Origin of the sequence: Mycobacterium sp. RTGN4 (assembly GCF_033804635.1) — a bacterium.
GTDB lineage: Bacteria > Actinomycetota > Actinomycetes > Mycobacteriales > Mycobacteriaceae > Mycobacterium.
This window is the reverse complement of the sequence record NZ_JAPZLB010000002.1, coordinates 518568-532271: the sequence shown is the minus strand read 5'-3', so window position 1 is coordinate 532271 and position 13704 is coordinate 518568. Positions and strand designations below refer to the sequence as shown.

The following is a 13704-nucleotide window of genomic DNA, read 5'->3' as shown; positions in this document are numbered from 1 at the left end:
GTCTTATTAACTCCTTACTTTCTATCTTAATTTTCTTAGCCTTGCCGCAGCGAACACCGTGAACTCACCGAACCCATCATTGACTGATAATCAGTCAATATGTCAGAGTGGCCAGATGCAGGCGATTTGCGTAGCGATGACGACATGAGCAGGCGCCGACGGTCGCGCGGCGTAGAACTCGACGGCGCACGGATCGTGCTGACCGGTGCATCCAGTGGCATCGGGCGGGCGCTTGCCTTGCAATTGGGCGCCGAGGGGGCCGACTTGCTGCTGGCTGCCCGGCGCGGCGACCTACTCGAGCAGGTCGCCGAGGAGCTCACCGCGGCCACTCACAAGCGACCGACGATCGTCAGCACCGATCTCTCCCAGCGTGGCGCGGCGGCGGCGCTCGGCGCCACGGCGCTCGAGACGTTCGGCGGCCGGGTCGACGCCGTCATCAACAACGCAGGAGGCAGCCTCAGCGGGGCACAGGCTTCGATCGCCGACAGTGCGCAGGCGCGCACCGTCTTCGACGTCAACTTCTGGGCCCCGCTGGCGCTGACTGCGGCGGTACTCCCAGCAATGCTCGACGCAGGTTCTGGGACCGTCGTCAACGTGACCTCCACGATGCAAGCGGTGCCGCTCCCACTGCTCGGCTACTACGGAGCATCCAAATCGGCGCTGGCGCAGGCGACCCGTGCGCTACGACTCGAGCTCGCCGAAACGCCGATACACGTTCTGGAAGCAGTGCCCGGCTCCACCGACACCGCGCTGCGCGACATCGACGAGCTGCCATGGAAGACCGCCCCGCCAAGGACCCTGCCCCCGGTATCGCCTCACGCGACTGCGGCCGCAATCGTACGGGCGCTGCGACGCGGATCCGCACGGGTCGTCTATCCGACGTACTCGCTTGCCCCGCTGGAGCTTCCGGCCATTGGCCGCCTGGTCGCCCGAATCGGCGGCCGACGTGTCGATACCCGCGGCGCGCTCGAAATGCACTCGTGAGCGTCGACCGCCGCCAGTCGCTGATCGACAGCGCCCGCGCGCTGTTCACACAGCGCCCGTACCACGATGTCACCACCACCGAGATTGCCAAGCAGGCCGGCGTCGCCTATGGCCTGATCGCGCACCACTTCGAGAACAAACGTGGGCTGTACCTGGCGGTGATGAACGAGCTGGCCGTGGAGATCGCTGCGGTGCAACTGAGCCCGCCGCCACCGGGTGCGACGCTCATCGACCAGTTGCGCCACGCACTGCGCAGCCAAATCACCTACCTCGACGGCCATTCCGAGACATTCGTGGCCTTCATGCGCGGCGAGCTGGGCTCCGACGCCGATCAGCAATCGGCTATCGACAACCTGCGTTGGCTTGGCGCACAGCGCATCCTGCTTGCGCTAGGCATCGTCGAACCGGTTCCACCGATGCTCCGCATGGCGATGCGTGGTTGGGTCGGCTACTTCGACGAGATGATGATCGACCGAATCTCGCAGGCCGACGTCGACAGCGAGCCGCTGGTCGAGCTCGCAATCGCCGCCCTCGTGTCGACCCTTCAGACCGTCACCGTGCTCGATGAATCGGTGGCAATGTCAGCGCCAATCATGAACGAGCTCAACGTGTTCGCCACCCGCTCCGTCGACTACTGATTCAATCTGAACGGCTGACCTGCGATGCTCTCGAGCGGCAGCCCGCGAGGGTCGTCGATACTCGACGACGCCCCGTTCGGCGGCTCGCGGTGGGAAAGCGCAGGCGGCTCAGATGGCGTCGGCACTGCCGTGTCGTGGGGCTCGGATGGTTGCGGTGTGGCCCTCTCCAAGAACCGGAGCAGCTCGACCGGGAACGGAAGCACCAGGGTGGAGTTCTTCTCCGCCGCGACCTCGACGACGGTTTGCAGCAGTCGCAGTTGCAACGCTGCGGGGTGTTCGGACATGACCTCGGCCGCTTGAGCCAGCTTGTCCGACGCCTGCAGCTCGCCGTCGGCAATGATGACGCGCGCCCGACGCTCCCGCTCGGCCTCGGCTTGGCGTGACATCGAGCGCTTCATCGAATCGGGCAGCACCACGTCCTTGATCTCGACCCGGTCGATGTGGATCCCCCAGCCCAACGCGGGGCTATCGATCATCAACTCCAGACCCTGGTTGAGCCCCTCGCGATTGGATAGCAGGTCGTCCAGCTCGCTCTTGCCGATGATCGAGCGCAGCGAGGTCTGCGCGAGCTGCCCGACCGCCGACATGTAGTTCTGGACGTCGACGGCCGCGCGTACCGGATGGCAGACGTTGAAATAGATGACGGCATCGACCCGCACGGTGACGTTGTCGCGGGTGATGCCGTCCTGGGCGGGTACGGGCATGGTGATGATCTGCATGTTCACCTTGTCGAGGCGATCGGCGATGGGGATCAACCATGTGAGTCCGGGTCCGCGCACGGTCGGTTGCACCTGCCCGAAGCGATAGACCACGCCCCGCTCGTATTGCTTGATGACGCGTAGGTTCGATGCCAGCCAAAGCACGCCGACACCGATGGCTGATGCCACTACGTAGAGAGTCAACATGAGGACTCCGATTCCGCCCGGACATCGCGGTCGGTACCCGACGGCGACTGCGGGCAGCTAGTTCCGAGCCCAACTTTACGCCTTTCGACGTGCGGGCCGGTCGTGCCGTGCTCGGCTTGCAACGCTCCGCCTTCGGACTCCCAGCGCTGGTGCGCCAACAGGACCAGTCGGCGGTCTGCGGCCTCCCGGGCCCCGATGCCCAGCAACTCGTCGGGGGTCGACACATCGTCGGGTCGCGACGCCGTCATCACCGCCGAATAGGCGCGGGCGGGATCGGTGGTGGGCGGAACGACCAGCAAATCCAGCCTGCCGAACCCCTTACCTAACACCGACAGTACGTTGGTCGAGGCGTCGCTGGAGCCCTCGAGCACGAGGCTTCGGTCCCCGACATCCATCTGCAATGATGCTGGCGCCCAGGTGGTCTCGTCGACGACTATGCGGTCGATGTAGCCCAGCCGTGGCGCGAGCGCCGCCAGCAGACGCGGAAGTTCTGTGCACAGTTGATTGGTCCGCGGCCACCAGGCACCTTGCACGGACCCGCTAGACCGGCGGGCCGGCTTCAACCGAAGACGCAGACCTCGGTCGGCCCTGGGTCGTCCCAGTGGCGCATTGCCGAGCAGAGTTGGTGCGGACATGTGTTGCCTCCTACCGACCGTCGACATCCCCGACCGTCATTACTACCTCGCTTCGTCGAGAAGCTGTTAATATAGAGGAAGTATATCCTTTAAATATGGGAAGGGAAAGGTGCACCTGGTGAACGAGGAGTCAGACACTCATGCCGGGCGGCCACGGCGAGATCGCCTGCCGCGCAACCGGCAACGTGAACGAGTACTTCACATGGTGCGTGAGCACGACGGCGCCCTGGACGCCGTCGAACTTGCTTCGCAGCTCGGATTGCATGTGACCACGGTTCGATTTCATCTGGACGCGTTGTGCGACGAGGAACTGGTCGCGCGCACCCGGCTGAACCTGCCGGGTCGCGGCCGGCCACGCACCGGATATGTCGCGGTCGAGGAACGCCTGGACTATCGCGTGCTCGCCGAGGTGCTCGCGATGGAACTCGGCCAAACCGCGGAAACGCGCGCTCAGCGAGCTCAGCGCGCCGGGCAAAAATGGGCCGCCAGGCTGGCGGATACGCGCGAGGTCACCGATCGTGCCGAGGGCACGCCGGGCACAGAAACCGACGATGACCTGCTTGATCGAGCCGCTTCACGCGCCACCGAGGCCTTCACCCGAATGGGATTCGCCCCCGAGCTCGCCAATACGGCGGCACCCACGACAGCAAACCCTGTGCAGGAGCGCATCATTCGCCTGCACGCCTGCCCGGTCAGGGAGCTCGCGCGAGCACATCCGGAGGTGGGGTGCGCCGTGCATCGGGGGCTGCTGAACGGCCTGCTCAGTAAAACAGTCGCCGAGGGCGGCCCTTCAACGACCGCGCGGCGGGCGATGTCGGCACACCTCGAGCCCTTCGTCGAACCCGAACTCTGCGTGGCCAGGCTGGTCGCTGGATGAGCGCCGCCCGGTATCTGCAGCTGTTTGTGCCGATGCTGTGGCTCGGCATGGTGGTCGCCATCTCGTTTCTGGAATCACCTCTGAAATTTCAGGCACCGGGCGTGACGCTGCCCATCGGGCTCGGCATCGGACGGCGCGTGTTCAAGGCACTCAACACCGTTGAAGCCATCCTGCTCGTCGCGCTTGCGGCCGCCAGCCTTGCCGCCAGGCCCGGTACGACCGCACTGATCCTGCTCGTATGTGTGGCAGCGGTTTTGGCGATCCAGGTCGTGGTGGTCCGCCCGCCGCTGAGCAAACGTTCCGACCGGATACTCGCGGGGGCGACCGCGCCGCGCTCGCGAATGCACTGGGTCTACATCGCTTTGGAGCTCGCCAAGGTGGGCCTGCTCATCGCCTTGGCCTTCAGCCTCACTGCCGCGGTGATCACATGTCTGCCCTGACCGGAGCGAGAGCTCGGGTCGATCTGACGACCCGAGCCGACGTGGAGGCGCTGCTGCGGAGCTTCTACGGTCAGGTCCTTGTGGACGACCTCCTGGCGGAGCCCTTCGCACAGATCCGCACCACCGGCCTCGAATCACACCTCCCGGTCATGTGCGACTTCTGGCAGACCGTGCTGTTCCGCGCCGGGCTGTATCAGGGCAGCGTCGGACGGGCCCATCAGCCCGTGCAAAATCGCCATACGCTGACTGCCCAGCACTTCCTGCGCTGGCTCGCGCTCTGGAACACCAGCATCGACCACATGTACCGGGGTCCGGTCGCCGAGCTCGCCAAAGTCCAGGCCACCAGGATTGCGTGGGCCATGCATCGGCGTCTGACGGGAAACGACTCCGAGGAGCTCGACAGGCTTGTCCGACAAAGAATCTGACGAATGAGGTGCGTGATGACCAAACGACGACATATCCAAGTGCGCCGCATCTACGACGACCCCACGCCTGCCGATGGCACCCGCGTATTGGTCGACCGGATCTGGCCGAGAGGGGTCAGCAAAACCAGGGCACACCTGAACGAGTGGTGCAAAGACGTCGCTCCTTCAACCGAATTGCGCAAGTGGTATCGCCACGACCCGACGTTGTTCGACGAGTTCGCCCGCCGCTATCGCGATGAGCTGACCGAGCCTGGCCGCGCCGCCGCGCTGTCACATTTGCATCAACTCGCCGATGAACAAGCGCTGACGCTGCTGACCGCTACTCGAGAGGTCGACATCAGCGAGGCCGCGGTACTCGCCGACCTCTTGGCGTGAACACACGCCGTTGCAAGGCGGCACATTAGCGACCGCGAAAACGCGACGCGATCAGATCTCGCGGGAGCAGTTCTGGGCCGGGATAGGCGACGATGATCCGGCCGTGGTCGGGTTCGCAAGCCTCGACCAACGTCAGCGCGTTCTCCGTGTGGGTGTAGGCGGCCGTGTCGTAGGCGCGCAGGCGGCGCGTTATCCGCTGCAACTCGGCCTCACTGTCGGTGGCCCACATCAGATACTGAACGGCGCTGACACCGAACGGCCCTGGCGAGGATTTCGAGTACAGGTAGAGCTGAAATCCGTCTGGGGTCAACAGAAGTGCCGCATCCGGCTCACGAAGAGCGACACGGCAAGCGAAGACGTCACTGTAGAAGTTCACCGACCGGTCCACGTCGCGAACCCGGATCACCGACGACGCGACCCGGGTGGTCTGGGCTGATATCGTCCGCGCCTGCGTATCCGTCACGTCAACCTCGCTAATTTAAAGTAGTTTATCCCTTTATATTACTCCTCGGCGGGTAGAGTGAACAAGGAGGCCAGCGCTGCAGGCGCGCGACAGACCCGCCACGGCCCGCCAGCGCGGAGTGGAGATGCGCAATGTCCGAGTCCCTGTATCTGCCTGCAACACCGCAGATGTCGCGCCGATCTGGTGCCGCTCGGGTGGATGGTCAGCCATCATGAGCCTCGACAGTTTCGGCGCCCGTGATCGGCTCGTCGTCGACGGCGAGACCTACGACATCTTCCGCCTCGACCGGATCCAGACCGCCCATCGGCTTCCATACAGCCTGCGCGTGCTGCTGGAGAATCTGTTGCGCAACGAGGACGGCCGTCTGGTCACCGGCGATCAGACGCGGGCGTTGGCCACCTGGAATCCCTTGCAGGACAGCCGCACCGAGATTCAGTTCACCCCAGCAAGGGTGTTGATGCAGGACTTTACCGGCGTCCCGTGCGTCGTCGACCTCGTCGCGATGCGTGATGCGATGACCGCACTGGGCGGCGATGCGGCTGCGATCAATCCGCTGATCCCGACGGAACTGGTGATCGACCACTCGGTGATAGCAGACGTCTTCGCTCGTCCCGACGCATTCGGAGTCAATGCCGGCCTCGAATTCAGCCGTAACCGCGAGCGCTATCAGCTGCTGCGGTGGGCGCAGCAGGCGTTCGACGATTTCCTGGTTGTCCCGCCAGACACCGGAATCTGCCATCAGGTCAACCTCGAATACCTGGCGCGGGTGGTGTTCACCCGGGCGGGCCCGGATGGCACTCAGGCCTATCCCGACACGCTCGTCGGCACCGACTCGCACACCCCGATGGTCAACGGGCTCGGTGTGCTCGGTTGGGGCGTCGGCGGCATCGAGGCGGAGGCAGCCATGCTCGGGCAGCCCATGAGCATGTTGATCCCTCAGGTACTCGGTCTCAAGCTCACCGGGGAGCTGCGGGAAGGCACCACCGCAACAGATCTGGTGCTCACTGTCGCTGAACTGCTGCGCACGACCGGAGTGGTCGGCAAATTCGTTGACTTCTACGGCCCCGGCGTTGCGAACGTGCCGTTGGCCAACCGGGCGACTCTGGGCAACATGAGTCCCGAATACGGTTCAACCTGTGCGATTTTCCCGATCGACGCGGAGACGCTGACATATCTGCGGCTGACCGGACGCCCCGAACAGCAGATACGGCTGGTGGAGGCATACGCCAAGGAGCAGGGCCTGTGGCATGACCCGGATGACGAGCCCGTCTACAGTCAGAGCGTCGAACTCGATCTGGCCGCAGTGGAACCGTCGATTGCCGGGCCGAAGCGACCTCAGGACCGCATCCCACTGTCGACCGCATCGCACGCGGTCGGTTCACTGCTCGCCGACCAGACGGGCTCGTCCGTGTTGGCCCCCGGGCTCGATGAAGCGCTGAACGAATCATTCCCGGCAAGTGACCCCGTCGCCATCGGCCACGACCGCGGAGGGGCCATTCCTGCCGCGCCATGCAGCTGCGGCCAAACCCACGACTGGCCCACGGATCCGGTGTCGGTGACACTCGACGACGGCACGCCCGCGGCAATCGATCACGGGCATGTGGTGATCGCCGCGATCACGTCGTGCACCAACACCTCGAACCCGTCGGTCATGATCGGCGCCGGATTGCTCGCCAAGAAGGCCGTTGCGCGCGGCCTGTCCCGAAAGCCCTGGGTGAAAACGACACTCGCGCCCGGCTCGCGCGTCGTGACCGACTACTACGACCGCGCCGGCCTGACTCCGTACCTCGACAAGCTCGGGTTCTCACTGGTCGGCTACGGCTGCACCACCTGCATCGGCAACTCTGGACCGCTGATCCCGCAGGTAAGCGCGGCCGTCACCGAGCACGACCTGACCGTGTGCTCGGTGCTGTCGGGCAACCGCAACTTCGAGGGCCGCATTCATCCCGAGTGCAAGATGAACTTCCTGACCTCCCCGCCGCTGGTGATCGCCTACGCACTCGCGGGCACCATGCTTGCCGACCTGCTCAACGATCCGCTCGGAACCGACCCCTTCGGGGAACCCGTGTACCTGCGCGACATCTGGCCCAGCACAAAGGAAGTCAAGGACGTGATCGACGAATGCGTGCAGGCCGAAATGTTCACCCGCGGCTACGCCGACGTGCTGGTCGGCAACGACCAGTGGCGGGGCCTCGAGGTCGCCACTGGTCAGGTGTTCGAGTGGGACGACACCTCCACCTATGTCCGCCGCCCGCCGTACTTCGAAGGAATGACCCGGGAACCAGAGCCGGTCCGCGACATCGAAGGTGCGAGAGCACTCGCCGTGCTGAGTGATTCGGTGACCACCGACCATATTTCACCGGCCGGGACGATCAAGACCGACGGCCCGGCCGGGGCCTATCTACGCGGGCATGGCGTAGCGCGAGGCGATTTCAACTCCTATGGCTCCCGCCGCGGCAACCACGAGGTGATGATTCGGGGCACGTTCGCGAATATCCGGCTACGCAACCTGCTCGCTCCCGGCACCGAGGGCGGTGTCACCCGGCACCTGCCCGACGGTGAGCCGATGAGCATCTTCGATGCGTCCACCGCCTACGCGGCGGAGGGGGTGCCGCTGATCATCTTCGCGGGCGCCGAATACGGCTCGGGATCCTCGCGTGACTGGGCGGCGAAGGGCACCCTGCTGCTCGGGGTGAAGGCAGTCCTGGCGACCTCCTTCGAACGGATACACCGCTCGAACCTGATCGGCATGGGCGTACTGCCCCTGCAATTCCTACAGGGCGTTTCGCGGGAAAGCCTGGGATTGACCGGCGAGGAGGTGTATTCGATCACCGGACTCGACGGCGCCGACCCCACGGCACCGTTCCCGGGCGAGGTGACCGTTCGGGCCGAACGGGACGGTCAGAACACGGAATTCGTCGCCACGGTACGGATCGACACTCCCGCCGAGGCCGCCTACTACCGGCACGGCGGCATCTTGCGGTACGTCCTTCGGCAGTTGCTCGCTCGAAACTCGAAGTCGGGCCCTGACAATGGCACCTAAGAAGCTCTACCCACACACCCGATGTGGTTTCTGAACCTCCGCGCCAATTCCGAGGTGCGCGTATAGATCCGAACGCGGACTCACATCATGCGTGCTCGAGTCGCCGACTACGTGGAACGCACACTGTTGCAGCGGCGGCGCCTCACTGGCGAGCCTGTTGGCAAACCCATCCATCCGGGGTACGGCCGGACTCGATGAAGCGGGCGAGTTCCGCGCTGACCTGTTCGGGTAAGTCGGTATCCGCATGGGGATAGATGATGGGTTCCTCTTTGCTGTTGTGATGCTCGAGTTGGTCCAGCAGTTGCGTGCAGGTATCGCGCAGCGGTGCGCTGTCGGCCCCGTCGGTGAGCAGCTTGGTCAAGGCCGCCATGGTGCGCCACAGTTCGCCGTGCTCGCGCATCATCACGAAGATCGGCATCGTCATGCCAGCCTCACGGATCGGCGGGAAGAGGATGATCTCCTCGAGGTAGATGTGTCGGCGTAGCGCGTCCAACGCCGCACTCAGTGGTTCCGGCTGCACGCTGCCACCGTCGAGTTTTTCGACGAAAGCCGCTATTCCACGGTCTATTTCATTGTGCTCACGCTCGAGCACGACAGATAGCACCTCACCGGGCATAGCGCCGCCCCTAGTCCAGCTTGGCGTCGACGCTGATCTGCGCGCCCGCGAACAATCGCGACACCGGACACAGCGCTGCGGCCGCATCCACCACCGAGGCGAAGGCGTCGGCCTCCAGCCCAGCTACCTGTGCGCGGACCGTCAACCGGGAGGTAGTGATCGTCGGAACCCCGTCGACTGCGTCCAGGGTCACCGTGGACTGCACGTCCAGGCGTTGCGGCGGGGTGTCATTCTCACCCAGCTTCAATGCCAACGCCATCGCGAAACACGACGAATGCGCTGCCGCTGCCAACTCCTCTGGACTTGTCTTGCCGCCAGGCGCCTCGGTCCGGGAAGCCCAGGTCGCCGAAAGTCCGTCAAGCGCTCCGCTGCTGCCGTCGGAGAATTTGCCTTCGCCGGTGGCCAGGGGGCCTTCCCAGGTGGTCCGGGTTATCCGATCCGCGATGCTCATACCAACGAACTCCTTTACTCACCGCTCGTCCAGCGTCGACGGGTGCGTCTGCCTCGAGCGGATGGCTAATTTCTACAATCGTGACTTGTGTAAAGTCTAGCCCATGGCCACACCCAGTTGGAATGGGTTGGGAGGTAGGAGATGTGGAAGCGGTTCGGCTGTGCTCAACTTTTGCCGCAGGCGAGTGCGAAGAACTCCTCGCGTGAACTGGCGTGCTCGCGCAAGGCGCCCAGCAGTGTGGACGTGATGGTCGCAGACCCTTCGGCGTGCACTCCTCGCAACGTCATGCAGGTGTGCTCGGCCTCGATGACCACGCCAACGCCGCGGGGCTTCAATTGCGCGGCAAGCCAATCGGCGATCTGTTTGGTCAGCCGTTCCTGCGTTTGGGGTCGACAGGCGAAGTGCTCGGCGACGCGGGCGAGCTTGGAGAGTCCGATGATGCGCTCGCCCGGCAGATAGCCGATGTGCGCGATGCCGGCGAAGGGCAACATGTGGTGCTCGCACACCGATCGCACGGGCAGGTTGCGGCAGATGACGAGTTCGTCGTAACCCTCGTCGTTGGGAAAGGTGGTCAGGTCGAAGGCCCGTGGGGTGAACAGCTCGGCGTAACCGCGTGCCATTCGGCCCGGCGTGCCGCGAAGACCCTCCGAATCCAGGGAAATTCCAAGGGCTTCGATGAACGCAGCGGCGGCGACTTCCGCGGCGGCGAGATCCCTGGCCGGCGATTCGTGCACCAATTGCAGTGCCGAACTGGAATGCATGGCAGATACCTTCCGAAGAGATGCCGTGGACCGACTACGCGACGGTGCTCCGATGCCACGACGGGTCGTACACGACGGCCAGTCGGGCGAGTGTGAGTGCGGCTAGAAGCAGCCCGAAGTCGCGCAACGCGACGTCGTAGAAGCCGGGGTAGCTGAGCAGGTTGATGATGATTCCCGCCAACCAGGCGGCGACGACGTAGGCGGCGTATCGCGGCTTGATGGCGACGGCGACGCCGGCGACGATCTCGATCACCCCGACCAGCAGCATCACCTGGTAGGCGCTGATGGGGCTGACGTCCACGATCCACGGCGCCAGGTAGGCGTCCCAGTCGGCGAGCACGTTGGTGAACTTGTCGAGCCCGAAAACGATGGGCAGCGCCGTGAATCCGATCCGCAGAAGCAGAAACGCCGCATAGGCCGGGTCGTTGCGGGCGCGCTCGTACACCCCGCTGGACGTTGCCGATGTGCTTAGCGATGAGGCGGCCATTGAGCACTCCTTTGTAAGACTAATCAGAACTAGTTTTAGAATCGCCCCGTTGACCATATTTGTCAATACTTTTTGGTGTTAGAGTTGAGGCATGGGCAGGAACCGACCCGACCATCTGGTGGCGCTCGAAGGTCTGAGCAGCCTGGGCGACCCACTGCGCCAACGGCTTTATCAATACGTCGCCGACAGTGACGCCTCGGTCTCGCGGGATGTGGCGGCCTCGGCAGTGGGAATCGGTCGCACGCTCGCGGCCTACCATCTCGACAAACTGGTCGACGCCGGACTATTGACGGTCAGCTATCAGCGCCCGGAGGGACGCGGGGGGCCGGGCGCAGGGCGCCCGGCGAAGCTGTACGCCCCTGCGACTCAAGAGTTGACAGTCAGCGTGCCTCCCCGCGACTACGAATTGCTCGCCAGATTGCTAGTGGCATCCCTCGAACAAGACGGCGGCGGAACGGTGCGAGCGGCCGTGAACGGTGCCGCGTTCGAGGCCGGCCGGCGTGCGGGCGGCGAGACAGCCGGCAGCCTCGTTGGTGCGTTGCGGGCCTGTGGTTACCTGCCGCAGGCCGTCGGTGAAGGCCGTATCAACCTGCGGAACTGTCCCTTCCATTTAGTGGCCCAGGATCACCGAGATGTGGTGTGCGGGCTCAATCTGCGCCTCGTCGAGGGGGTGATCGCGGGGTGCGATCAGCCGAATGCGCGCGCCGAACTCGACCCGGATACCGACCGTTGTTGCGTAGTCGTCCACGACGCGACGCCGTCGCATCGGCCTGGCTGAGCCTCGTCATCCTTCGGCGGACGTCCGTTCCCCGCCGATGTGCGACTCGGCGCGCATACGTTCGACCATGTGGGGGTAGTGCAGTTCGAAGGCTGGCCGCACGGAGCGGATGCGAGGCAGTTCGGTGAAGTTGTGCCGCGGCGGCGGGCAACTGGTGGCCCACTCCAAAGAGTTGCCGAAGCCCCAGGGATCGTCGACGGTCACGACTTCGCCGTAGCGATAGCTCTTGAAGATGTTCCACACGAACGGAAGCATGGACACGCCAAGGGTGAACGCCCCGATCGTCGAGATGACGTTGAGCACGGTGAATCCGTCGGTCGGCAGGTAGTCGGCGTAGCGACGCGGCATCCCTTCGTTGCCCAGCCAGTGCTGCACCAAAAACGTGGTGTGGAAACCGATCAGCGTCAGCCAGAAGTGGAGCTTGCCAAGCCGCTCGTCGAGCAGCCGTCCGGTCATCTTCGGGAACCAGAAGTAGATGCCCGCGTAGCTGGCGAACACGATGGTGCCGAACAACACGTAGTGGAAGTGCGCGACAAGGAAATACGTGTCGGTGACGTGGAAGTCGATCGGGGGGCTGGCCAGCATCACGCCGGACAGCCCGCCCAGGAGAAACGTGACCATGAAGCCGACCGAGAACAGCATGGGTGTTTCGAAGGTCAGCTGGCCGTGCCACATGGTGCCGATCCAGTTGAAGAACTTGATGCCAGTCGGGACGGCGATCAGATACGACATGAACGAGAAGAAGGGAAGGAGCACGGCGCCCGTCGCGAACATGTGGTGGGCCCACACCGCGGTGGACAGACCGGCGATGCTCACCGTCGCGTAAACCATGGTGCTGTAACCGAACACGGGCTTGCGGCTGAACACCGGGATGACCTCGGTGACGATGCCAAAGAACGGGATCGCCACGATGTACACCTCGGGGTGGCCGAAGAACCAGAACAGGTGCTGCCACAGCAGGACCCCGCCGTTCGCCGGGTCGAATATGTGTGCGCCGAGGTGACGGTCGGCGGCCAGCCCGAACAGAGCGGCGGTCAACAGCGGGAACGCGATCAGAATCATGATGCTGGTGATCAGGATGTTCCATGTGAAGATCGGCATCCGGAACATCGTCATGCCTGGCGCGCGCATGCAGACCACCGTGGTGATCATGTTGACCGCACCCAGAATGGTGCCAAGTCCCGCGATGATCAGTCCCATGATCCATAGGTCACCGCCTGCACCCGGCGAATGGATGGCGTCGCTCAGCGGCGCGTACGCCGTCCAACCGAAATCCGCTGCGCCCCCAGGAGTTAGGAACCCGCCCATGGTCACCAGCGCACCGAACAGGTAGAGCCAGTAACTGAGCGCGTTGAGCCGCGGGAACGCCACATCCGGAGCGCCGATCTGCAGCGGCAGAATGCAGTTCGCGAATCCGAACACGATCGGGGTGGCATAGAGCAGCAGCATGACCGTGCCGTGCATGGTGAACAACTGGTTGTACTGCTCGTTGGACAAGAACTGCAAACCCGGTGCGGCGAGCTCGGAGCGCATGAACAACGCCATCAACCCGCCGGCCATGAAGAAGGCGAGCGAGGTGACGGTGTACATCATGCCCAGCAGCTTGGGGTCCGTCGTCGTCACCACCCGGTACGCGAACGTGCCCTTGAGTCCCCGGACCGGCGGAATCGGCCGGGTGGGCGCCAGTTCGGCGACGGTGCTCACGGTGTGCCCAAAGTGGTGCGGGGATGGGCTATCTCGCGCGCCATGCGCCACCGCCTCCCGCTACGCGAATCACTTATTTAACGCACTATAGTCCGCTAAATAGGATTGGGGTAGGGGTGCGA

17 protein-coding genes are annotated in these 13704 nt (G+C 64.3%); 8 read left to right on the top strand and 9 right to left on the bottom strand.

Annotated features, from left to right (window positions below):
• Positions 1-144: 144 nt before the first annotated feature.
• Together SLQ30_RS06485 and SLQ30_RS06480 are read left to right on the top strand one after the other, a co-directional pair.
• Complete coding sequence (locus SLQ30_RS06485; protein WP_319447390.1) at positions 145-984, top strand: SDR family NAD(P)-dependent oxidoreductase; 840 nt, start codon at positions 145-147, stop codon at positions 982-984.
• Positions 981-1622 (top strand): helix-turn-helix domain-containing protein, encoded by a 642-nt coding sequence (locus tag SLQ30_RS06480; RefSeq protein WP_319447391.1) that lies wholly within the window; start codon positions 981-983, stop codon positions 1620-1622. Before SLQ30_RS06485 ends, SLQ30_RS06480 begins: the two co-directional genes overlap by 4 nt.
• Here the strand turns inward: SLQ30_RS06480 and SLQ30_RS06475 are convergent.
• The 3 genes from SLQ30_RS06475 to SLQ30_RS06465 form a co-directional block, all read right to left on the bottom strand.
• Positions 1616-2527 (bottom strand): slipin family protein, encoded by a 912-nt coding sequence (locus SLQ30_RS06475; RefSeq protein WP_319447392.1) that lies wholly within the window; start codon positions 2525-2527, stop codon positions 1616-1618. The genes SLQ30_RS06480 and SLQ30_RS06475 overlap by 7 nt on opposite strands.
• On the bottom strand, positions 2521-3162 hold the full coding sequence (locus SLQ30_RS06470) for a DUF5994 family protein (RefSeq protein ID WP_319447393.1): 642 nt from the start codon (positions 3160-3162) through the stop codon (positions 2521-2523). The genes SLQ30_RS06475 and SLQ30_RS06470 overlap by 7 nt, the downstream gene beginning before the upstream one ends.
• A 130-nt stretch (positions 3163-3292) precedes the next feature.
• On the bottom strand, positions 3293-3427 hold the full coding sequence (locus SLQ30_RS06465) for a hypothetical protein (protein ID WP_319447686.1): 135 nt from the start codon (positions 3425-3427) through the stop codon (positions 3293-3295).
• On the opposite strand from SLQ30_RS06465, the gene SLQ30_RS06460 reads away from it, so the two are divergent.
• The 4 genes from SLQ30_RS06460 to SLQ30_RS06445 are packed head-to-tail and all read left to right on the top strand — an operon-like array spanning position 3365 to position 5279.
• Positions 3365-4039, top strand: coding sequence for a transcriptional regulator (locus tag SLQ30_RS06460; RefSeq protein WP_319447666.1), 675 nt, complete (start codon positions 3365-3367; stop codon positions 4037-4039). The two genes, SLQ30_RS06465 and SLQ30_RS06460, sit on opposite strands and share 63 nt — an antisense overlap.
• Entirely contained in the window at positions 4036-4479 is a 444-nt protein-coding gene (locus SLQ30_RS06455) for a hypothetical protein (RefSeq protein WP_319447394.1), read from the top strand. Before SLQ30_RS06460 ends, SLQ30_RS06455 begins: the two co-directional genes overlap by 4 nt.
• On the top strand, positions 4467-4904 hold the full coding sequence (locus SLQ30_RS06450; protein ID WP_319447395.1) for a group III truncated hemoglobin: 438 nt from the start codon (positions 4467-4469) through the stop codon (positions 4902-4904). Before SLQ30_RS06455 ends, SLQ30_RS06450 begins: the two co-directional genes overlap by 13 nt.
• 15 nt (positions 4905-4919) lie before the next feature.
• A complete protein-coding gene (locus tag SLQ30_RS06445) occupies positions 4920-5279 on the top strand; it encodes a DUF488 domain-containing protein (RefSeq protein ID WP_319447396.1) in 360 nt (119 codons plus the stop codon).
• A 25-nt stretch (positions 5280-5304) separates the two neighbouring features.
• On the opposite strand, the gene SLQ30_RS06440 is transcribed toward SLQ30_RS06445, so the two are convergent.
• Entirely contained in the window at positions 5305-5742 is a 438-nt protein-coding gene (locus SLQ30_RS06440) for a VOC family protein (protein WP_319447397.1), read from the bottom strand.
• Between the two features lie 211 nt (positions 5743-5953).
• On the opposite strand from SLQ30_RS06440, the gene acnA reads away from it, so the two are divergent.
• Positions 5954-8785, top strand: coding sequence for an aconitate hydratase AcnA (gene acnA / locus SLQ30_RS06435; protein WP_319447398.1), 2832 nt, complete (start codon positions 5954-5956; stop codon positions 8783-8785).
• A gap of 142 nt (positions 8786-8927) precedes the next feature.
• On the opposite strand, the gene SLQ30_RS06430 is transcribed toward acnA, so the two are convergent.
• The 4 genes from SLQ30_RS06430 to SLQ30_RS06415 all read right to left on the bottom strand — a co-directional run bounded on the left by SLQ30_RS06430 (position 8928) and on the right by SLQ30_RS06415 (position 11100).
• Positions 8928-9401, bottom strand: a complete 474-nt coding sequence (locus SLQ30_RS06430) for a hemerythrin domain-containing protein (RefSeq protein ID WP_319447399.1) — start codon at positions 9399-9401, stop codon at positions 8928-8930.
• Between the two features lie 10 nt (positions 9402-9411).
• The gene (locus SLQ30_RS06425; RefSeq protein ID WP_319447400.1) at positions 9412-9852 is read right to left on the bottom strand and encodes an OsmC family peroxiredoxin; all 441 of its coding nucleotides are present in this window, start codon (positions 9850-9852) and stop codon (positions 9412-9414) included.
• 164 nt (positions 9853-10016) lie between these two features.
• Positions 10017-10613 (bottom strand): GTP cyclohydrolase I, encoded by a 597-nt coding sequence (folE, locus tag SLQ30_RS06420; protein ID WP_319447401.1) that lies wholly within the window; start codon positions 10611-10613, stop codon positions 10017-10019.
• A 34-nt stretch (positions 10614-10647) separates the two neighbouring features.
• Positions 10648-11100, bottom strand: a complete 453-nt coding sequence (locus SLQ30_RS06415) for a DoxX family protein (protein ID WP_319447402.1) — start codon at positions 11098-11100, stop codon at positions 10648-10650.
• A gap of 91 nt (positions 11101-11191) precedes the next feature.
• On the opposite strand from SLQ30_RS06415, the gene SLQ30_RS06410 reads away from it, so the two are divergent.
• A complete protein-coding gene (locus SLQ30_RS06410) occupies positions 11192-11878 on the top strand; it encodes a helix-turn-helix transcriptional regulator (protein ID WP_319447403.1) in 687 nt (228 codons plus the stop codon).
• A 6-nt stretch (positions 11879-11884) separates the two neighbouring features.
• Here SLQ30_RS06410 and ctaD read toward each other — a convergent pair whose 3' ends face one another.
• A complete protein-coding gene (gene ctaD / locus SLQ30_RS06405; protein ID WP_319447404.1) occupies positions 11885-13582 on the bottom strand; it encodes a cytochrome c oxidase subunit I in 1698 nt (565 codons plus the stop codon).
• Positions 13583-13704 lie beyond the last annotated feature (122 nt).

What these genes read in the sequence shown, in the direction of transcription:
- SLQ30_RS06485 (WP_319447390.1), top strand. Translation starts at nt 145, where the DNA reads ATGAGCAGGCGCCGACGGTCGCGCGGCGTAGAACTCGACGGCGCACGG.
- SLQ30_RS06475 (WP_319447392.1), bottom strand. Translation starts at nt 2,527, where the DNA reads ATGTTGACTCTCTACGTAGTGGCATCAGCCATCGGTGTCGGCGTGCTT.
- SLQ30_RS06470 (WP_319447393.1), bottom strand. Translation starts at nt 3,162, where the DNA reads ATGTCCGCACCAACTCTGCTCGGCAATGCGCCACTGGGACGACCCAGG.
- SLQ30_RS06460 (WP_319447666.1), top strand. Translation starts at nt 3,365, where the DNA reads ATGGTGCGTGAGCACGACGGCGCCCTGGACGCCGTCGAACTTGCTTCG.
- SLQ30_RS06465 (WP_319447686.1), bottom strand. Translation starts at nt 3,427, where the DNA reads ATGCAATCCGAGCTGCGAAGCAAGTTCGACGGCGTCCAGGGCGCCGTC.
- SLQ30_RS06455 (WP_319447394.1), top strand. Translation starts at nt 4,036, where the DNA reads ATGAGCGCCGCCCGGTATCTGCAGCTGTTTGTGCCGATGCTGTGGCTC.
- SLQ30_RS06450 (WP_319447395.1), top strand. Translation starts at nt 4,467, where the DNA reads ATGTCTGCCCTGACCGGAGCGAGAGCTCGGGTCGATCTGACGACCCGA.
- SLQ30_RS06445 (WP_319447396.1), top strand. Translation starts at nt 4,920, where the DNA reads ATGACCAAACGACGACATATCCAAGTGCGCCGCATCTACGACGACCCC.
- acnA (WP_319447398.1), top strand. Translation starts at nt 5,954, where the DNA reads ATGAGCCTCGACAGTTTCGGCGCCCGTGATCGGCTCGTCGTCGACGGC.
- SLQ30_RS06430 (WP_319447399.1), bottom strand. Translation starts at nt 9,401, where the DNA reads ATGCCCGGTGAGGTGCTATCTGTCGTGCTCGAGCGTGAGCACAATGAA.
- SLQ30_RS06425 (WP_319447400.1), bottom strand. Translation starts at nt 9,852, where the DNA reads ATGAGCATCGCGGATCGGATAACCCGGACCACCTGGGAAGGCCCCCTG.
- folE (WP_319447401.1), bottom strand. Translation starts at nt 10,613, where the DNA reads ATGCATTCCAGTTCGGCACTGCAATTGGTGCACGAATCGCCGGCCAGG.
- SLQ30_RS06415 (WP_319447402.1), bottom strand. Translation starts at nt 11,100, where the DNA reads ATGGCCGCCTCATCGCTAAGCACATCGGCAACGTCCAGCGGGGTGTAC.
- SLQ30_RS06410 (WP_319447403.1), top strand. Translation starts at nt 11,192, where the DNA reads ATGGGCAGGAACCGACCCGACCATCTGGTGGCGCTCGAAGGTCTGAGC.